The organism is Xanthomonas sp. PPL134 (genome assembly GCF_040595915.1).
Classification (GTDB): Bacteria; Pseudomonadota; Gammaproteobacteria; order Xanthomonadales; family Xanthomonadaceae; genus Xanthomonas_A; species Xanthomonas_A indica.
Genome location: NZ_JAMDLL010000002.1, coordinates 480,663 through 500,007 on the forward strand (window position 1 = coordinate 480,663; position 19,345 = coordinate 500,007).

The following is a 19,345-nucleotide window of genomic DNA, read 5'->3' on the forward strand; positions in this document are numbered from 1 at the left end:
CCCGGTAGCCGCATGGCCCTCACCGCCACCCTCCGCAAGGCGGAGCTGCAGATTTCCGATATGGACCGCGGCTACTACGCCGCCCATTCCCTGACCCTGGCGCAACACCCGTCCGAAACCGACCAGCGGCTGATGGCCCGCCTGCTGACCTTCGCCCTGTATGCCGAGGAGCGCCTGCTGTTCGGCAAGGGCCTGAGCAGCGACGATGAACCCGACCTGTGGCGGATGGACTACACCGGCGCGATCGAGCAATGGATCGAGGTCGGCCAGCCCGACGAATCGCGGGTGCGCAAGGCCTGCGGTCGGGCGCGCTCGGTGGTGGTCGCCAACTACGGCGGCCGCGCCGCCGACATCTGGTGGGACAAGAATGCCTCCGCGCTGGGCAAGCTCAAGCAGGTGCAGGTGATCGACCTGCCGGGCGAGGCTGTCGCCGCCGCGGCCGAGCTGATCCAGCGCAGCATGCGCTTCGACGTGATGATCCAGGACGGCGAAGTGCAATGGCTGGGCGACAACGGCAGCGTCGTGTTCGTGCCCACGGTGCGCAAAGCCGCGACATGAACGCCGGGACCGCCCCCCTCCGCACCGACGTCGTGGTGATCGGTGCCGGCGCCGCCGGGCTGATGTGCGCGATCGCCGCCGGCCAGCGCGGCCGCCTGGTGCGGGTGATCGACCATGCCAACAAGGTCGGCAAGAAGATCCTGATGTCCGGCGGCGGCCGCTGCAACTTCACCAACACCGGCACCGGGCCGGGCAACTTCCTGTCGGCCAATCCGCACTTCTGCAAGTCGGCGCTGGCCCGCTACCGCCCCACCGACTTCATCGACCTGGTCGAGCGCCACGGCATCGCCTATCACGAGAAGGAACTGGGGCAGTTGTTCTGCGACATCTCCTCCAAGCAGATCGTGCGCATGCTGGTGGACGAATGCGCCGCGGCCGGAGTCACGGTGCGCACCGGCTGCGGCGTGCGCGCGGTGGAACGCGGCAGCGAAGGCTTCCGTCTGGACACCGACGATGGCCCGGTGCATACAGAGTCGCTGGTGGTGGCGACCGGTGGCCTCTCGATCCCCAGCCTCGGCGCCAGCGGCTTCGGCTACGGGCTGGCGCGGCAGTTCGGCCACGCGGTGCTGCCGACACGCGCCGGCCTGGTGCCGCTGACCCTGAGCGGCAAGCACCAGGAACGCCTGCACGACCTGTCGGGCCTGGCGGTGCCGGTGGAGGCCAGATGCAACGGCGCGTATTTCCGCAACTTCATGCTGATCACCCACCGCGGGGTCAGCGGCCCGGCGATCCTGCAGATCTCCTCGTACTGGCAACCTGGCGACGACCTGCGCCTGGACCTGCTGCCGGGGCAGGACGCGGCGGCCTGGCTGCGCGAACAGAAACGCCTGCGCGGAGCCGCCGAACTGCGCACGGTGCTGGGCGAGGCGCTGCCGCGCCGCTTCGCGCAGCGGCTGTGCGAGGTGTGGCTGCCGGACAAGCCGGTACGCCAACTGGACGAGCCGCAACTGCGCGCCGCCGCCGAACTGCTCGCCGCCTGGCCGCTGGTGGCCAGCGGCACCGAGGGCTACCGCACCGCCGAAGTCACCCTGGGCGGCGTGGACACCGATCAAGTGTCGTCCTCGAGCATGGAATCGCGGTGCGTGCCCGGCCTGTACTTCGTCGGCGAAGTGCTCGACGTCACCGGCTGGCTGGGCGGCTACAACTTCCAGTGGGCCTGGGCCTCGGGCCATGCGGCTGGTTTGGCGGCCTAGCGGTCGGGAATGGGGAATAGGAAATGGGGACTCGAAACACGCTCATTGCGCGCGCGTCTCGGTCCACCCGCGAACGTTCAGACACGACAGCCCGCTCTTGCGACTCCCAATTCCCTATTCCCCATTCCCGAACAACATGGACGCGACAGCGGCCATCGTGTATTAAACCCCGTCCCCGGGAGGCTTCATGCACACAGGCAAAGACATCACCCTCCGCCTGATGATCGTCGACGACAGCGGCGAAGACGCCGAGGCGATCGTCAGCAGCCTGCGCAACAGCGGCATCGCCGTGCGCCCGTCGCGGCCGCAGCACGCCGAGGAGTTGGGGGCGATGCTGGCCGCCCAGCCGATCGACCTGGTGCTCAGCGCGCAGGCCCAGTCGATCCCCTTGCCGCAGGTGCTGCAGCGGGTCGCGGCCAGCGGCAAGGACATCCCGGTCATCGTGCTGGCCGAACGCATCGACGAGGAAGAATGGCTGGAGGCCGTGGCCGGCGGCGCGCGCGCGATCGCGCTGCGGCAGCGCCCCGAGCACCTGCTGGCGGTGGTCCGCACCACCTGGGCCGATCTGCAGGCGCGGCGCGGGCTGCGCCGGATCGAGGCGCAGATGCGCGAGACCGAGCGCCGCTGCGACGCGCTGATCGCCTCCTCGCGCGATCCGATCGCCTACATCCACGAAGGCATGCATATCCGCGCCAACGACGCCTACCTGGAGATGTTCGGGTTCGACACGTTCGACGACGTGGAAGGCGTGTCGCTGCTGGACATGGTCGCCCCGCAACACGTGGAAGGCTTCAAGCAACTGTTGAAGTCGCTCAGCAAGGGCGAGCCACCGCCGGCGCAGTACCAGGTGGATGCACGCACCCTGGAAGGCGACAGCTTTCCGGCGACGATGGAATTCGCCACCGCCAGCTACGAGGGCGAGGCCTGCGTGCAGGTGGTGTTCCGCCGCCGCGAGGAGTTCGACCCGGAGCTGGCGCGCGAGGTCGAGGACCTGCGCCAGCGCGACCAGGTCACCGGCCTGCTCAACCGCCCGACCTTCATGCTGGCGCTGGAAACCGCGGTGGCCCAGGTCGGCCGCGGCGAGGGGCAGTACGGCTTCCTGCTGGTCGAGCCGGATCATTACGCGCGGCTGCTGGCCGACATCGGCCTGGATTCGGCCGACACGCTGGTCGCGGCACTGGCCCAGCACCTGGCCGCGGCCATCGACGGCGACGTGCAGGCGGCGCGCTTCGGCGAGCACAACTTCGCGCTGCTGCTGGAAGGCGACTACGCGCGCACCGCGGCGCTGGCCGAGCGCCTGCTGCAGGCCTACGCCAGCCACGTGTTCAGCGTCGGCGAGCGCTCGGCCACGGTCACCGTCAGCATCGGCGGCGTGCAGATCGGCGAGAAGATCGCCAGCGTCGGCCAGGTCCTGGCCCGCGCCAGCGAGAACGTGCAGGCCACCGTCGAACTCGGCGGCAATGCCTGCAAGATCTTCGATCCCGGCGCGGCCGACCGGCTCGAGGAAGAGCGCGTGCAGCGCTGGGTGCAGCACCTGCGCGAGGCGCTGGCCGGCGATGGCTTCCTGCTGCACTACCAGCCGGTGCTGAACCTGCAGGGCGACCAGCACGAGTTGTACGAGGCCTACCTGCGCCTGGAGCGCAACGACGAGTTGATCGGCCCGTCGACCTTCCTCGGCATCGCCGCCGAGCATGGCCTGACCGCCGAGATCGACCGCTGGGTGGTCGCCCGCGCGATCGCCGTGATCGGCGAACGCCAACGCGCCGGCCACGCCACCAGCCTGCTGGTCAAGGTCAGCCCAGAGGCCTTCGCCGACACGCAGATGGTCGACCTGATCCGGCGCGAACTGGCGACGCACGGCGTGCCCGGCGACCGCCTGTGGCTGCAGACGCCGGAAGCCAAGGTGTTCACCCACCTGCGCAACGCACAGCAGTTCCTGGCCGACGCGACCGCATTGGGCTGCAAGGTCGGGCTGGAACAGTTCGGCTCCGGCCTGGACTCGTTCCAGCTGCTGGCGCACTTCCAGCCCTCGTTCCTGAAACTGGACCGCGGCTTCACCCAGGACCTGACCCAGACCCGCGAACACCAGGACAAGATCCGCGAGATCACCGCACGCGCGCAGTCGGCAAGCATCCGCACCATCGCCGAGTTCGTCTCCGACGCGACCTCGATGAGCCTGCTGTTCAGTGCCGGCGTCGATTACGTGCAGGGCGAGTTCGTCGGCCTGGCCGGGCCGGGGATGAATTTCGATTTTGCCTGAAGGGCCGGGATTCGGGATTGGGGAGTGGGGATTCGCAAAGCGCCGACCGGCTTCGCCGGTCGGCGTCTCGATCCCACGGTGGATCAGCTCACAGTTGCGTTGACCTGCGCGGCGCGCAGGGTGGCGATGCGCTCGGCCAACGGCGGGTGACTCATGAACAACTTGCGCAGGCCCTGCCCCAGGCCGCCGGCGATGCCGAACGCCTGCACCTGCGCCGGCAAGGTGCTCTGCCCGTGGTTGAGCTCCAGGCGCTGCAGCGCGGCGATCATCTTGGCGCGGCCGGCCAGGCTGGCGCCGCCGGCGTCGGCGCGGAACTCGCGGTAGCGCGAGAACCACATCGCGATCATGGTCGCGAACAGGCCGAACACCAGTTCCAGCACCATCACGATCGCGTAGTAGGCCAGGCCGCGGCGGCCGTCGCGGCTGCCCGACAGATAGCTGTCGACCACGCCGCCGACCACACGCGCCAGCACGATCACGAAGGTGTTGAGCACACCCTGCAGCAACGCCATGGTCACCATGTCGCCGTTGGCGATATGGCTGATCTCGTGGCCCAGCACCGCCTCGGCCTCGTCCTCGGTCATGTTCTGCAGCAAACCCGTGGAGACCGCGACCAGGGCGTTGTTGCGGTTGGCGCCCGTGGCGAAAGCGTTGATCTCCGGGCCGTCATACACGGCGACCTCGGGCATGCCGATGCCGGCGGCCTGCGCCTGGCGCTGGACGGTCTGCAGCAACCAGCGCTCGGTGTGGTTGCGCGGCTCGGTGATGACCTGCGCGCCGGTGGCGCGCTTGGCCATGAACTTGGACAGCAGCAGCGAGACCAGCGAGCCGCCGAAGCCGAAGATCGCGGCCATCACCAGCAGGCCGCCCATCTGGTTCGGGTTGACCCCGAACACGGACATGACAATGCCGGCCAGGACCAGCACCGCCAGGTTGGTGATGAGGAACAGGACGATGCGATTGAACATGTGAGCGTGGGCTCCGCACTGATTAAATGGTCGGGATTGGCTCGAATCTGCGGTGTCGGCCGCTTGAATTCAAGCGCGTACCTGACCGAGGATTCAGCTTGTCCATGTCCCCACCCCCCTACCGCGGCCGCTTTGCGCCCTCGCCCACCGGCCCGCTGCACCTGGGATCCCTGCTCGCCGCCTTCGGCAGCTGGCTGCTCGCGCGTCACGCCGGTGGCGAATGGCTGCTGCGCATCGAGGACGTGGACCGCCCGCGCAGCGTGCCCGGCGCCGCCGCGCGGCAACTGGCCAGCCTGCGCGCCTGCGGCCTGGAGGCCGACGGGCCGGTGCTGCGGCAGAGCGAGCGCGACCCGGTGTACCGCGACGCGGCGCAGCGACTGCTGCAGGCTGGCCTCGCCTTCCCCTGCAGTTGCAGCCGCAGCGACCTGGCGGCGCAAGGCGGCGTGCACCATGCCTGCGTCGCCAGCGCGCCGCGCGCGCAGCCGGCCATCCGCCTGCGCGTGCCGCCCGGCGCGGCCAGCGTGGTCGCCTTCGACGACGCCCTGCGCGGCCGGCTGACCCAGGACGTCCATGCCGAGGTCGGCGATGTGGTGCTGCTGCGCGCCGACGGCTGCTGGGCCTACCAGTTGGCGGTGGTGGTCGACGATGCCGCGCAAGGCGTCACCGACGTGGTGCGCGGCGCCGACCTGCTCGACTCCACACCGCGGCAGATCCTGCTGCAGCGCGCACTGGGCCTGCCGACGCCGCGCTACCTGCACCTGCCGCTGCTGCTCGGCGCCGACGGCCGCAAGCTGTCGAAATCGCACGCGGCGCTGCCGCTGGACGATGCCGACCCGCTGCCGGCGCTGCGCCTGGCCTGGGCGACGCTGGGCCAGCCGCCGGCGGCGTTGGCGTGCGCCGGTTCGGTGCCGGCGCTGTTGGCCGCGGCGCTGCGCGCCTTCGACCCGGCGCGCCTGTCCGTGCAGGACCGAGGGGTGGACGATGCGGCGCAGGTGGCGGCTGCTATCCCCAGCGACACTGAGGCTGACTAGAATCGGACCCTCGGCCGCGGTGCGGCCCCCACTTTCCTTTTCTTCATCCGGAGCGACATCCATGACATCACGCGTTGCGCTGGTCACCGGCGGCACCGGCGGCATCGGAACCGCGATCTGCGAGCGGCTGGCCGCGCAGGGCCACCGTGTGGCCAGCAACTACCGCGACCAGGCCAAGGCCCTGGCCTGGCAGCAACGCATGCGCGAGCGCGGCCATGACGTGGCCATCGTTCCCGGCGACGTCGCCTCGCCCGAACATGCGCAGGCCCTGGTCCGCGAGGTCGAACGCCAGCTCGGCCCGGTCGAGATCCTGGTCAACAACGCCGGCATCACCCGCGACACCACCTTCCACAAGATGACCGCCGAGCAATGGCACGAGGTCATCAACACCAACCTCAACTCGGTGTTCAACGTCACCCGCCCGGTGATCGAGGGCATGCGCCAGCAGCGCTGGGGCCGGGTCATCCAGATCAGTTCGATCAACGGCCTCAAGGGCCAGTACGGCCAGGCCAACTACGCCGCGGCCAAGGCCGGCATGCACGGCTTCACCATTTCGCTGGCACGCGAGAACGCCAGCTACGGCATCACCGTCAACACGGTCTCGCCGGGCTACGTCGCCACCGACATGGTGATGGCGGTGCCGGAGGAAGTCCGCGCCAAGATCGCCGCCGACATTCCCACCGGGCGCCTCGGCAAGCCGGAGGAGATCGCCTACGCGGTGGCCTTCCTGGTCGCCGAGGAAGCGGCATGGATCACCGGCTCGAACCTGGACATCAACGGCGGCCACCACATGGGGTGGTGAGCGGCTGAACCGGTCAGCCGGCGGTCCTGGGCGCGAGGTAACGCTACCGTCCATCTGCAGCCGGCGCAGCGGCGCGGCCCTCGCTGGCTGTAAATGCTGCGCAGCATGATTTTTATGCTGCACCCGCGTGTTCAGGCAGGAACGGCGGTTGCAAGCCCTGCTGCGCTGCGCCATGCTGCGCGTCTACCGTCACAGAGCGACCGCTTCATGGCTGAGATTCGCATCATCAAGAAGTATCCCAATCGCCGCCTCTACGACACCGAGATCTCCAGTTACATCACCATCGAAGACGTCCGCCAGCTGATCATCGACGGCGAAGAATTCGAAGTCCGCGACGCCAAGACTGGCGAAGACCTCAGCCGCGCGGTGCTGCTGCAGATCATCGCCGACCAGGAACAGGACGGCGAACCGATGCTGTCCACGCAGTTGCTGAGCCAGATCATCCGCTTCTACGGCGACTCGCTGCAGGGCTTCATGGGCAACTACCTGGAGCGCAGCATGCAGGTGTTCCTCGACCAGCAGCAGCAGTTCCGCCAGCAGATGGGCAATCTGCTGGGGCAGACCCCGTGGACCATGATGAACCAGCTCACCGAGCGGAATCTGGAACTGTGGCAGGAGTTCCAGCGCAACCTCGGCGCCGGCTTCGGCCGCCCGTCCGCCGGCACCAGCAAGCCCGGCGAACCGCCGGCCGGCGCCGCCCCGAAGTCGCGCCCTCGCTGAGGTCTGCGAGCGGGGGCGGGGTTCAGCGGAGCGCTTCGCGCCCTACCCTCACCCCAACCCCTCTCCCAGTGGGAGAGGGGCGTGCTCTCCCTTCTCCCATCGGGAGAAGGTGCCCCGCAGGGGCGGATGAGGGTCGGGCGGAGCCTGCGGATTCGGTTCGGCGGGGCGCTTCGCGCCCTACCCTCACCCCAACCCCTCTCCCGGTGGGAGAGGGGCGTGCTCTCCCTTCTCCCATCGGGAGAAGGTGCCCCGCAGGGGCGGATGAGGGTCGGGCGAAGCCTGCGGATTCGGTTCGGCGAGGCGCTTCGCGCCGGACCCTCACCCCAACCCCTCTCCCGGTGGGAGAGGGGCTTGCTCTCCCTTCTCCCGTCGGGAGAAGGTGCCCCGCAGGGGCGGATGAGGGTACGGCCGCACCGCTGATAGACGTGGGACGCGCGTTTGACTCAGCGCGACCTCGCCGGCTTGCAGCTCGCGCAGATCCGCTCGACCTTGTAGCCACGCGCGCGCAGGCCCTCGACCACGCCGTCCGGCCCCAGCAGGTGCAGCGCACCGACCACCACCAGGGTGTCGCCGCCGCCGTCCTTCAGGCGCTGCTCCAGGCGCGGCAGCCAGGCCTGGTTGCGCTCCACGTCGATGCGCTGGTACAGCCGCGGGTAGTCGCGCTTCATCTGCGCGCCGATCTCCTGCCACAGCTGGCGTTCGTCGCCGCGGCGCCAGGCATCGTGCAGGCGCAGGGTCTGCGCCGCGCCCTGCTCGGCGTCGCCCAGCGCCTCGATCAGCATCTGCTTCTGCTCCACCGGGTCCATGCCGTCGAGCAGGTCGATCTGCGCCTGTGCGGTCTCCAGGCCCTCGGCGGTCTTGCCGTCCTGCAGGGCCAGGGTCATGAAGTGGCGGTCCAGCCCGGCATCGGCCTGCAGGCCCTGCGCCTTCATGTCGGCGATGCTGATGCTGAGGCCGACGAACCACGGTTCGAAGCCGCTCATCTGCGCCAGCGGCAGGCCGTGGCCGGCGGCGTAGCGGCGCAGCCGCTCCCACGTCGCCGGGTCCAGGTCGTCCTGCAGCCGCTTGCCGTCGTGGCGCTGCGCGGCCTGCAGCATCTGCGCGCCCAGTTGCGGCGCGTCCACGTCCTTCGGCGCCAGTTCGAACAGCAACCGCGGCGACGCCGCATAGGCCGCATCGACCTCGCGCGCCAGCGGATAGTCCTCCGCCTTGAGCATGTGGAACGAGCCCAGCAGGTACAGCGTGCCGCGCGGGCCGCTGACCTTCCACAACAACGGCGTGGGCGGCGCCACGGCGGGCGCAGCGGCGGCGGGTGCGACAGGCGTCGCGGCCACCGGCGGCGGCGTGCGGGCCAGTGCCGGCAGCGCCAGGCACAACGACAGCCCCAGCAGCAGGCGGCGCAACGGGCGCGGGAATGGGGTCATCGGCATCCTCGGTTCAATGGGCGACGGCGTAGGCCTTCTCGCCGGCGTCCACCGCCAGGTCGAGGCGGTTCTCCGGCGGCGGCAGCGGACAGGTGGCGAATGGGGTGAACGCGCATGGCGGGTCGTAGGCGCGGTTGAAATCCAGCACCACGCTGCCATCGGCCGCGGGCGGGTCCACGTCCAGGAAGCGCCCGGCCGGGTAGCTGCCGTGGCCGCTGGTGCGGTCGGCGAACACCACGAACAGCGGCTGGCCGGGTTCGCCGATCGCCTGCAGGCGGTAGCGCTTGCCGCCACGCTCGAATTCCAGCGCGCCGGGATTGGGCGACGGCGTGGTGACGCCGATGATGTCGACGATGGGCAGGGTCGTGCCCGGCGGATTGGGTACGAAGCGCCCATGCACCCGCCAGGATTCGGCCAGCGGCCAGTACGGCACGCCAGTGAAACTGAGCCGGGTCGGCGCATCGGCGTGCTTGACCCGCAGCGCGTAGCGGCCGCCGCGCTCGATCAGGCTGAGCTTGCCCTTGCCGTCGTCGAAGTCGACCACCGTCGGCTGCGGATCGTGGTCGCTGTACAGACGAATCCGCCCCTGCACCGGCGCACCGGCGACGCTGAGGCCGGCGCCACGCTCCGGGGTCAGGTACACCGCGCGTTGCACTTGCGACACCAGCGCCATCCGCGCCGGCCCCACCGCCAGGCAGATACCACTGTCCGGGCCGCTGCCGATGTAGTGGTCTTTCAATTCCAGCCAGTGCAGGCCGACCAGGCTGGTCCAGCCGTCCGGCGCCTGCAGCTCGCGCTGGCGTTGCGCGCGCCAGGCCTGTTCTTCAGACACGAACTGCGCGTCCATCGCGTTCGGCGCGGCCGGCGCCGGCGCCTGCTTGCCGCACCCACTCAAGGCGACCAGCGCTGCCAGCAGCGCCGTCGTCCACACCCGCTTGTCCATCATCGCCCCCGCAAGAACCAACGATCGATCTCGCCCAGGGTGAACCGCGCCCAGGTCGGACGCCCATGATTGCACTGTCCGGAGCGCTCGGTGGCTTCCATGTCGCGCAGCAAGGCGTTCATTTCCGGCACGGTGAGGCGGCGGTTGGCGCGTACCGCGCCGTGGCAGGCCATGGTCGACAGCAGCGCGTCGCGCGCGCCGGCGACGCGGCCGCTGTGGCCGTGTTCGCGCAGGTCGGTGAGCACGTCGCGCAGCAAGGCCTCGGGCTCGGCCTGTGCCAGCAAGGCCGGAATGCTGCGCACGTGCAGCGATTGCGGCCCACTGCGGGTGACCTCGAAGCCGAGCGCGGCCAGCGTCTCCGCCTCGCGTTCGGCGGTATCGGCATCGCGCTCGCCGACCGCCAGGGTGATCGGCACCAGCAGCGGCTGCGCGTGCAGGCCGATGCCGTCGTGTGCGGTCTTCAAGCGCTCGTAGCCGATGCGTTCGTGCGCGGCGTGCATGTCGACCACGATCAGGCCGTCGGCGTTCTCGGCCAGGATGTAGATGCCGTGCAACTGCGCGATGGCGTAGCCGAGCGGCGGCACGCCGCTGTCGGCGGCGGTCGGCGGCAGGCCGCCGGCCGGGTCCTGGGTCTGCCGCGGCAGGCCGGCGGCGCTTCCCGCCTCCGCGGCGGGTGCGTACAGCGCCGCATACGCGGCCGGCGCCTCTTCCACGCGCAAGCCCAGCGGCGATTGCGCCGGACGCCACTGCGCGCCGTAGCCATAGCCCTGCGCGCCGCCGCTCGCGCCACCGCCGCCACTCGGCATGTCTGTGGGCGCCCAGCCAGCCATGCCCGCGGCCGGCACGGCTGCCGCCGCGTCAGCGCCGAGCGTGCCGGGCAGGCTGCCGGCGCGGGTCTGCGCCAGCGCATCCTGCAGCGTGCGGTAGACGAAATCGTGGATCAGCCGTGCGTCGCGGAAGCGCACCTCGTGCTTGGCCGGATGCACGTTGACGTCGACCCGCGCGGGTTCCAGCTCCAGGAACAGCACATAGGCCGGCTGGCGGCCATGGAACAGCACGTCGCCGTAGGCCATCTTCACCGCGTGGGCGACGCTGCGATCGCGTACCGAGCGGCCATTGACGTAGAGGTACTGCTGGTCGGCACTGGCACGCGAGTAATGCGGCTGCGCGATCCAGCCATGCAGACGCAGGCCGGCGCCACTGTGATCCACCCGCAGCGCCTGCTTCGCGAAGTCCTCGCCCAGGGTCTCGCCCAGGCGCGCATCCGAATACAGATCGCCGGGCTTGTAGCGCCGCGACGGCTTGCCGTTGTGCGAGACGCGCAGCTCCACGTCCGGGCGCGCCAGCGCCAGCGAACGCAGCCACTCCTCGATGTGGCCCAGTTCGGTGCGCTCGGCGCGCAGGAACTTGCGCCGCGCCGGCACGTTGTAGAACAGCTCGCGCACCTCGACCAGCGTACCCGGCGGCAACGCGCGCGGCTGCACCTCGCCGACCTTGCCGCCGTCGACCTGCAGGGCGGCGCCGTGTTCGTCGCCGGCACGCCGGGAGGCCAGGGTGAAGCGGCTGACCGAGGCGATTGACGGCAGCGCCTCGCCGCGAAACCCGAGCGTGCCCACCGATTCCAGGTCGTCCAGCGAGGCGATCTTGCTGGTCGCATGCCGCGACACCGCCAGCGGCAGTTCCTCGGGCGCAATGCCGCCGCCGTCGTCGCGGATGCGGATCAGGCGCACGCCGCCCTCTTCCAGGTCGATGTCGACGCGGTGCGCGCCCGCGTCCAGCGCGTTCTCCACCAGTTCCTTGACCACCGAGGCCGGACGCTCGACGACTTCGCCGGCGGCGATCTGATTGATCAGGATCTCGGGCAGCTGACGGATGCTCATGCTGTCGTCGCGCTCAGCACGCGCGGGCGCGCAGCGGTCTTGGCGACGGGACGAAAACGACAGCAGGGAAAGGACATCGGCACGGCTTGCGGCGCGGACGCCGTCATCGAGGATCAGCCGTGAATGATAGCGCCTCAGCGGCTCCCGCCGGCCACGGTGCTGGCCGCTTCCGCCTCGGCCTGCGCGCGCGCGGCGAACAGCGTGCCCGGCGGCGGCTGCCGGGTGAAGAAGGTGCTGACGCCATCGAGCACGGCGCCGGCGATGCGGCGCTGGTAGGCCGGATCGGTCAGCCGGCGTTCTTCGTCCGGGTTGGAGATGAAGGCGGTCTCGACCAGCATCGCCGGCATGTCCGAGGTGCGCAGCACCGCGAAGTTGGCGCGCTCGATCTCGGGCTTGTGGTTGTTGCCGATCCGCTTCAGCCCGCCGAGCACATGCCCGGCCGCGTCTTCGGAGGCCTTCATGTGGCCGCTCTGGGCCAGGTCCAGCAACACGTTGGCCAGGGTGCTGTCGGTCTTCTGCAGGCGCACGCCACCGATCAGGTCGGCGGCGTTTTCCTTGTCCGCCAGCCAGCGCGCGCGTTGCGACGACGCGCCCTTGGTCGACAGCACGTACACCGAGGAACCGGTCGCGCTGCGGTTCTCTGCGGCGTCGGCGTGGATCGAGATGAAGATGTCGGCCTTTGCCGCTCGCGCCTTCTGCGCACGCATCGGCAAGGGAATGAACACGTCCGTGGTGCGGGTCATGTAGGCCTTCATGCCCGGCGTGGCATTGATCTGGCGCGCGAGTTCGCGGCCGATCGCCAGGGTCACGTCCTTCTCGTGCTTGCCGGTCGGGCCGCTGGCGCCCGGATCCTGGCCGCCGTGGCCGGGATCGATGGCCACGATCAGCGGACGCATGCCCGGCGCCATCTTCACCCGCGACGCCGCGCTCGGCATCACCGGGCGCGCCTCGGCGGCCGCGGCCACCGCTGCGTCGTCGTCCGCATCGTCCCGCTCGGAGGGTTCATTCGCCGGCGGCGCGACTGCCGTGGGGGCCGGCGGCGGCACGACGCCGGGCGTGGGACGGCCGGGCACCACCGCGACAGCGCTCGGCGCGGACGCCACCACCGTCGGCGCGGGCGTGCTCGTCACGGGCGGCGGCACCGGGGCCGGCGCGGGCTGGCTGGCACGCTGTACCACCGACGAGGTCAGCGCCGCGGTCGCGCGCGCCGCTTCGGCCCGCGCATCCACCGCCGGCTTGGGCGCCGGGACGGGAGCGGCTTGAGGCACCGGGGTCGCTGCTGCCGGCGCCTCGCCAGCCACCGCCCTGCCCGCTGGCGCCTCGCCCGGCCACTCGATCACCAGCACCGAACTGCCGCCGACGGTCTGCATCTGCGGCTTGAACGCCACTACCGAACTGCTCAGATCGAACACGATGCGCAAGGTACCCGGCACCGGATGCCCGGTACGCACCGCGCTCACCACACCGCCGCCGGCCGGCAGCTTCAGGCCCTTGGCGGCGGAGGAATCGGGAAGATCCACAACCAGACGGTTGGGATTGGCCAGCGACAGCGTGCTGAAGCCACCACTGCCCTGCAGGCGGATCTCGGCGCGGGTGCCGGTGGCACCGTTATCGAGCGAAACCGACTGCACCTGCCCGGCGAACGCCGTCTGCGCCGTCAGGCACCAGCCTGCGGCAGCGGCGAAACTGGCGAAAAAACGGGTCCCCGGGCGCATAACGCGATTCAAACATCGCCGGGAGCCAAAGGCAAGCGGTTTTCCCTTAATAATCCATAACCTGCCTTCACTTTCTAGCGTCAGCCGGCAAAAAGTCCCTGCAAGTCGGCCAGTTCGGCCACCCGTGCCAGCCAGGCGGCACCCGCGTCGGTACGCGCCTGCAGGGCCACACTGCGCCCCTCGCCACGCACCGCCAGCCGCACGTCCAGATCGGCAGGGGCCAGCACGTCGCCGCCGCGCTCGGGCCATTCCACCAGCCACAGCGTGGCCCCGCCCTCGTCCAGCCCCAGGAAATCCAGTTCGCCGGCCGCCCCGATGCGGTACAGATCCAGGTGCCAGGCCTCGCCATCGGCCAGCGGGTAGCGCTCGATCAGGGTGTAGGTGGGGCTGCGGATCGCGCCCTGCACGCCGAGCGCGCGCAGCAGCGCCCGCGCCAGGGTCGATTTGCCGGCGCCCAGATCCCCGTGCAGATGCACCGAGGCCTGCGCCGGGCGGGTGGCGGCCAACGCGCGGCCGAGGCGTTCGGTGGCCTCGCTGTCGGGCAGGAACAAGGTGAGGCTCATGGGGTGGATTCCGGATTGGACAGGCGCCGCAGCGCCGGCAACAGATCGGTGGGCAGCAGCCCGCGCTGGCCCGCGGCGGCCGCGTGGTCGCCGGCACCGGCATGCAGCAGGGCGCCGACGCTGGCCGCCTCGAACGCCGGCAGGCCTTGTGCGCGCAGCGCGGCGATCACCCCGGTCAACAGATCGCCCATGCCGCCGACCGCCATGCCGGGATTGCCGGCGGCGATCACCCGCGGCGTTTGCCCAGGCGCGGCGACCAGGCTGCCGGCCCCCTTCAGCACCACCGCGGCCTGGTAGCGCTCGGCCAATGCCGCGGCGGCCGCAAAGCGATCGCGCTGCACCTCGGCGGTCGCGAGGCCGAGCAGGCGCCCGGCCTCGCCCGGATGTGGGGTCAGCACCGCCTGCGGGACGGGGCGCGGCGCCTGCGCGAGCAGGTTCAATGCATCGGCGTCCAGCACCAGCGCACGGGCTTCGTCGGCCAGCACCGCTTGCCATAGCGCCTGTGCCCAGGCGTCCTGGCCGAGCCCGGGACCGAGCGCGACGACGCTGGCCTTGCGCAGCAACGGCGCCAAGGCCTTCGCATCGTCGACCGCATGCGCCATCGCCTCCGGACAGCGCGCCAGCAGCGGCGCCACGTGCGGGCTGCGGGTCGCCACGCTGACCAGGCCGGCGCCGCTGCGCAGGGCCGACTCGGCGCTGAGCATCACCGCACCACCGCTGCCGAGATTGCCGCCGACGCACAGCACATGGCCGGAATCGCCCTTGTGGCTGTCCTGCCGACGCGGCGCCAGACGGCTGCGCAGGGCGCCGACGGTCCAAGCCTGCGCACGCGGCGCGCAATCGGCGAACGCGGCGGCAGGCACCTCCAGGGTCGCCAGCGCGCGCTCGCCGACATGGTTCAGGGCCGCACCGGTATGCAAGCCGGCGTGGGCGACGATGAACTGCAACGTCAATGACGCCGACAACACCGCGCCGGGCACGCTGCCGATCTCGGCATCCACGCCGCTGGGCACATCCAGCGCCAGCACCGGCGCGCCGAGTCCGCCGAGCGCACCGAGCAACGCCGACAATTCAGCATCGGGGGCGCGATTGAGTCCGATGCCGAGCAGCGCATCCACCACCACGTCGGCCGGCGCCAATGCCGCGTCGAACTCCTCGATACGCCCGCCGACACCGATGTAGTCGGTGCAGGCGCGCTGCGCCAGTGGCGATTGCGGCCCGCGCCCAGGCAACTGCAGCACCCGCACCTGGCGCCCGGCGCGATGTGCCAGCCGCGCCAGCACGTAGCCATCGCCGCCATTGTTGCCGCTGCCGCAGGCCACCAGGATGCGCTGCGCCTGCGGCCAGCGCTGCAACAGCGTCTGCCACGCGGCCTGGCCGGCGCGCTGCATCAGCGTGTAGCCGTCGCCGCCGAGCAGCGCAGTGGCCTGCGCATCGGTGCGGCGCGCGGCCGCGGTGGCGTAGAGATCGAAGCAGTCGTACATGCACGGGATTCTATACTTGCGCGATGTCCGCCCGTCTCGACATCGCCGATCCCCACGCCGCCGCCGCGCGCATTCGCGCGCTGGCGCGGACGTTCGGCTTCCAGCGCTGCGGCATCGCCGGGATCGAGCTGCAGCAGGACGAGGCGCATCTGCGCGACTGGCTGCAACAGGGCCTGTACGGCACGATGCACTGGATGGCCCAGCACGGCGATAAGCGTTCGCGCCCGGCGGAGCTGATTCCGGGCACGCTGCGGGTGATCTCGGTGGGCCTGGACTATGGCCGCAACGACGACGACGCGGCCTGGGACACGCTGCGCGACGGCGAGCGCGCCTACGTCGCGCGCTATGCGCTGGGCCGCGACTACCACAAGCTGATGCGCAATCGCCTGCAGAAACTGGCCGAGCGCATCCAGGACGAGATCGGCCCGTTCGGCCACCGCGTGTTCGTCGACTCCGCGCCGGTGCTCGAACGCGCCCTGGCGCGCGACGCCGGCCTGGGCTGGATCGGCAAGCACACCTGCCTGATCGACCGCAACGGCGGCTCGTGGTTCTTCCTCGGCGAGATCTACGTCGATCTGCAGCTGCCGATCGACCCGCCGGCCAGCGCACACTGCGGCACCTGCACGCGCTGCATCGACGTCTGCCCGACCCAGGCGATCGTCGCGCCGTACCGGCTGGATGCGCGCCGCTGCATCGCCTACCTGACCATCGAGCACGACGGCGCGATTCCGGAAGACCTGCGCCCGGCGATCGGCAACCGCATCTTCGGCTGCGACGATTGCCAGTTGATCTGCCCCTGGAACAAGTTCGCCAAGCGCAGCGACGAGCCCGACTTCCGCGCGCGCAACGACCTGGACAAGGCCACGCTGGCGCAGCTGTTCGCCTGGGAGGAAGACGAGTTCCTGCGCCGTACCGAAGGCAGCGCGATCCGCCGCAGCGGCCATGAACGCTGGCTGCGCAATCTGGCGGTGGCGCTGGGTAATGCGCCGACCACCCCGCAGGTGCTGGCCGCGCTCGGTGCGCGCGCGCAGCATCCCTCGCCGCTGGTGCGCGAGCACGTGCAATGGGCACTGGCGCAACATGCGCAGGCGCCGACCCGTGGGGCGGCAGCGCCGGCATCACCGGCGCCGAAAGCGGACGTGCGAGGATAGGCGCCCGTACGCCCTGCATTGCCCGCATGCCCGACCGCGCCGACCAGATCCTCAGCCCCAGCCAGCTCAACACGCTGGCCCGCGACCTGCTGGAGAGCACGTTCCCGCTGGCCTGGGTGGAGGGCGAACTGGGCAACGTCACCCGGCCCTCGTCCGGCCATCTGTACTTCACCTTGAAGGACGCGCGCGCGCAGGTGCGCTGCGCGATGTTCAAGCCCAAGAGCCAGTGGTTGCGGTTCGTGCCGCGCGAAGGCCTGCGCGTGCTGGCGCGCGGCCGCTTGACCCTGTACGAGGCGCGTGGCGACTACCAGCTGGTGCTGGACCATCTGGAGGAAGCCGGCGAAGGCGCGCTGCGCCGCGCGTTCGAGGAGCTCAAGGCGCGGCTCGCCGCCGAAGGCCTGTTCGCCAGCGAACGCAAGCGCGCCCTGCCCGGCTTCGTGCGCCGCCTGGCGGTCATCACCTCGCCCAGCGGCGCCGCCGTGCGCGACGTGCTGAGCGTGCTGGGCCGGCGCATGCCGCTGCTGCAGGTGGACATCCTGCCGAGCCTAGTCCAGGGCGACAGCGCCGCGGCGCAGATCGCCGCCCTGCTGCGCCAGGCCGATGCCAGCGGCCGCTACGACGCGATCCTGCTGACCCGCGGCGGCGGCTCGCTGGAGGACCTGTGGGCGTTCAACGACGAACATCTGGCACGCACCATCGCCGCGGCGATCACCCCGGTGGTGTCGGCGGTCGGCCACGAAACCGACGTGACCCTGGCGGATTTCGCCGCCGACCTGCGTGCGCCGACGCCATCGGTGGCCGCCGAATTGCTGGTGCCCGACCAGCGCGATCTCGGCGCGCGCCTGCGTGCCCAGCACGCCGCGCTGCTGCGCTGGCAGCAGCACCGGCTGCGACAAGCGCAGCAACGCGCCGACCGCGCCCTGCTGCGCCTGCAGGCGCAGAGTCCGCAAGCGCGCCTGCACCTGCTGCAACGACGCCAGCACGACATCGGGCGCCGGCTGACGACGGTGTGGCGGCAGCAGCAGGAACGCCGCCACGCCCAGTTGCGCCATGCCGCCGCAGTGCTGCGCGCCTCGCAGCCGCAGCGTCGGCTGGCGATGCTGCGTGTGCGCCTGCTGGCGCTGGGCCGGCGCCCGCAGGCGGCGATGGCGCGGCAGCTGCAGGCCGATGCGCAGCGCTTGCGCGCGTTGGCGCGCGCCCTGGAGACGGTCAGCCCGTTGGCCACCGTGGCGCGCGGCTACAGCATCCTGACCCGCGCCGACGACGGCAGCGTGGTGCGCTCGGCGGCCCAGGTCGCGCCCGGCGATCGCCTGCGCGCACGCCTGGCCGACGGCGAACTGCAACTGCGTGCCGAGCGCGCAGAGTGATCCCTCCACGTCCACCGTCCTCGCCCCCATGACCGACAGCCTCCACGAAGACAGGATCAAGGCGATCCTGCAGGGCATGCGCCGCGCCGAACGGCGCCGGGCCGAGCGCCGCGCCGACAGCAGCGACCTGCTGTCGCTGATCGACGGCGCCGCCTATGGCGCGCCGGAGGACGCGCAGCGCGCGCTCGCCTGGCTGGCGCACGACGGCACCCTGGCGTACTTGAGCAATACCGACCTGCACAACGTCGGCGAAACCATCTGCGTGGCCTGGAACGGCTGCGGCAGCGACCTGGCGACGCTGTCGCAGTGGCTGCGGGAGGTGCGCCTCGCCGATGGTCGCAGCGCGCTGCAGACCCTGCGCGACGGCGACAGCGCGGCATTGCTGGCGGCGGCGCTGGCGGCGTTTCCCGGCTGACAAGCGGCGGCCGTAGCGCGGAGCGCAGGCAATGGCCCGTCAGGCGCTTCGTTGGCATGCGCACTGCTGTTGCCAAACAGGCCCCAACGCGTGGCTCCAGGACACCGCGTGTCGCCGGGGGAGAGATGCAGCCCTATTCGCTCCCGAGTTGCCGTGCCGCGTGCGGGATCGTCCTGCGAACATGTGTTCGTCAGCACCTGCTACCGCCCAAGCGGCACCGCCTGCACGTCAGGCACCACGCGGCGGCGCTGCACTCAATCCAGCGGCGCGACCACCAGCAGCGGGTCGAGGTCGTAGCCCATCGCCACCGCCTTGGCCTTGATCGCTTCGAACACGCTGCGCTGCATGCGCGGCGAGCGCGACAGCACCCACAGGTATTTGCGCCCCGGTTCGCCGATCAGCGCCCATTGGTAGTCCGGATCCAGCGCGATCACCCAGTAATCGGCCCATACAAACGGCACCCAGCCTAGCCAGTCCGGCGCGAAGCGCACCTGCAGCCGCCCGGGATGGCCCTCCACGCGCCGCGCCACGCCCTCGGCCGCCAGCAGGTCGCCACTGGCAGTGCGGCAGGCATTGCGCACGCCGATCTGGCCGTCGTCGCGCAGCACGTAGGCCGCAGTGACGTCGCCGACGCATTTCTTCTGGAAGGACACCGGCAGGTGCGCAATCTCATGCCATTGCCCGGCATAGCGGCCCAGATCGAACTCGGCAACCGAGCTCACCGGCTGCGCGGCGCGCAGCGGCGATGCGAGGCACAACAGGCACGCCAGCAACAGCAGCGCGATCGGCGAAAGGCGCATGCGCAGGTTCCGATGGACGGGAAGCAGCAGCTTATGCAGGAGCTGCGCAGCGATGTAAAGCACGGCGCCGA

17 protein-coding genes are annotated in these 19,345 nt (G+C 70.8%); 9 read left to right on the top strand and 8 right to left on the bottom strand.

The window, feature by feature from the left end; translation table 11 throughout:
• Positions 1-12: 12 nt before the first annotated feature.
• The 3 genes from M3U25_RS07685 to M3U25_RS07695 all read left to right on the top strand — a co-directional run bounded on the left by M3U25_RS07685 (position 13) and on the right by M3U25_RS07695 (position 4,011).
• A complete protein-coding gene (locus M3U25_RS07685) occupies positions 13-558 on the top strand; it encodes a YaeQ family protein (protein ID WP_242160755.1) in 546 nt (181 codons plus the stop codon).
• Positions 555-1,751, top strand: coding sequence for an NAD(P)/FAD-dependent oxidoreductase (locus tag M3U25_RS07690; RefSeq protein WP_355496660.1), 1,197 nt, complete (start codon positions 555-557; stop codon positions 1,749-1,751). The genes M3U25_RS07685 and M3U25_RS07690 overlap by 4 nt, the downstream gene beginning before the upstream one ends.
• A 187-nt stretch (positions 1,752-1,938) precedes the next feature.
• Positions 1,939-4,011 carry a GGDEF domain-containing response regulator gene (locus M3U25_RS07695; protein WP_355496657.1) on the top strand — a complete coding sequence of 691 codons (2,073 nt, stop codon included), beginning with the start codon at positions 1,939-1,941 and terminating at the stop codon, positions 4,009-4,011.
• A gap of 83 nt (positions 4,012-4,094) precedes the next feature.
• On the opposite strand, the gene htpX is transcribed toward M3U25_RS07695, so the two are convergent.
• On the bottom strand, positions 4,095-4,979 hold the full coding sequence (gene htpX / locus M3U25_RS07700; protein ID WP_355496654.1) for a protease HtpX: 885 nt from the start codon (positions 4,977-4,979) through the stop codon (positions 4,095-4,097).
• Between the two features lie 104 nt (positions 4,980-5,083).
• On the opposite strand from htpX, the gene gluQRS reads away from it, so the two are divergent.
• The 3 genes from gluQRS to phaR all read left to right on the top strand — a co-directional run bounded on the left by gluQRS (position 5,084) and on the right by phaR (position 7,532).
• Complete coding sequence (gluQRS, locus tag M3U25_RS07705) at positions 5,084-6,010, top strand: tRNA glutamyl-Q(34) synthetase GluQRS (RefSeq protein WP_355496651.1); 927 nt, start codon at positions 5,084-5,086, stop codon at positions 6,008-6,010.
• Between the two features lie 61 nt (positions 6,011-6,071).
• Positions 6,072-6,812, top strand: coding sequence for a beta-ketoacyl-ACP reductase (locus tag M3U25_RS07710; protein WP_160945973.1), 741 nt, complete (start codon positions 6,072-6,074; stop codon positions 6,810-6,812).
• Between the two features lie 207 nt (positions 6,813-7,019).
• Positions 7,020-7,532, top strand: coding sequence for a polyhydroxyalkanoate synthesis repressor PhaR (phaR, locus tag M3U25_RS07715; protein WP_355496647.1), 513 nt, complete (start codon positions 7,020-7,022; stop codon positions 7,530-7,532).
• A gap of 443 nt (positions 7,533-7,975) precedes the next feature.
• Here phaR and M3U25_RS07720 read toward each other — a convergent pair whose 3' ends face one another.
• The 6 genes from M3U25_RS07720 to M3U25_RS07745 all read right to left on the bottom strand — a co-directional run bounded on the left by M3U25_RS07720 (position 7,976) and on the right by M3U25_RS07745 (position 15,541).
• A complete protein-coding gene (locus tag M3U25_RS07720; RefSeq protein WP_355496644.1) occupies positions 7,976-8,956 on the bottom strand; it encodes a TraB/GumN family protein in 981 nt (326 codons plus the stop codon).
• A 13-nt stretch (positions 8,957-8,969) separates the two neighbouring features.
• Positions 8,970-9,899, bottom strand: a complete 930-nt coding sequence (locus M3U25_RS07725; RefSeq protein WP_355496641.1) for a DUF1684 domain-containing protein — start codon at positions 9,897-9,899, stop codon at positions 8,970-8,972.
• Positions 9,899-11,779 (bottom strand): DNA mismatch repair endonuclease MutL, encoded by a 1,881-nt coding sequence (mutL, locus tag M3U25_RS07730; RefSeq protein WP_355496638.1) that lies wholly within the window; start codon positions 11,777-11,779, stop codon positions 9,899-9,901. Before mutL ends, M3U25_RS07725 begins: the two co-directional genes overlap by 1 nt.
• A 134-nt stretch (positions 11,780-11,913) precedes the next feature.
• On the bottom strand, positions 11,914-13,494 hold the full coding sequence (locus M3U25_RS07735) for an N-acetylmuramoyl-L-alanine amidase (RefSeq protein ID WP_355496635.1): 1,581 nt from the start codon (positions 13,492-13,494) through the stop codon (positions 11,914-11,916).
• Positions 13,495-13,574: 80 nt separating this feature from the next.
• A complete protein-coding gene (tsaE, locus tag M3U25_RS07740; RefSeq protein ID WP_355496632.1) occupies positions 13,575-14,057 on the bottom strand; it encodes a tRNA (adenosine(37)-N6)-threonylcarbamoyltransferase complex ATPase subunit type 1 TsaE in 483 nt (160 codons plus the stop codon).
• Complete coding sequence (locus M3U25_RS07745; protein ID WP_355496629.1) at positions 14,054-15,541, bottom strand: NAD(P)H-hydrate dehydratase; 1,488 nt, start codon at positions 15,539-15,541, stop codon at positions 14,054-14,056. The genes tsaE and M3U25_RS07745 overlap by 4 nt, the downstream gene beginning before the upstream one ends.
• Positions 15,542-15,564: 23 nt before the next feature.
• Between M3U25_RS07745 and queG the strand changes: the two genes are divergently transcribed.
• Genes queG through M3U25_RS07760 form a run of 3 tightly spaced genes read left to right on the top strand, consistent with a single transcriptional unit; the run spans position 15,565 to position 18,474 of the window.
• Positions 15,565-16,692, top strand: coding sequence for a tRNA epoxyqueuosine(34) reductase QueG (gene queG, locus M3U25_RS07750; protein ID WP_355496627.1), 1,128 nt, complete (start codon positions 15,565-15,567; stop codon positions 16,690-16,692).
• A 26-nt stretch (positions 16,693-16,718) separates the two neighbouring features.
• Positions 16,719-18,059, top strand: coding sequence for an exodeoxyribonuclease VII large subunit (gene xseA, locus M3U25_RS07755; protein WP_355496625.1), 1,341 nt, complete (start codon positions 16,719-16,721; stop codon positions 18,057-18,059).
• A 28-nt stretch (positions 18,060-18,087) separates the two neighbouring features.
• Entirely contained in the window at positions 18,088-18,474 is a 387-nt protein-coding gene (locus tag M3U25_RS07760; protein ID WP_242160765.1) for a hypothetical protein, read from the top strand.
• 254 nt (positions 18,475-18,728) lie between these two features.
• Here the strand turns inward: M3U25_RS07760 and M3U25_RS07765 are convergent, their stop codons facing one another.
• Positions 18,729-19,274: a lipocalin family protein gene (locus M3U25_RS07765; protein ID WP_160945964.1), complete on the bottom strand. Its 546-nt coding sequence runs from the start codon at positions 19,272-19,274 to the stop codon at positions 18,729-18,731.
• Positions 19,275-19,345: the final 71 nt, after the last annotated feature.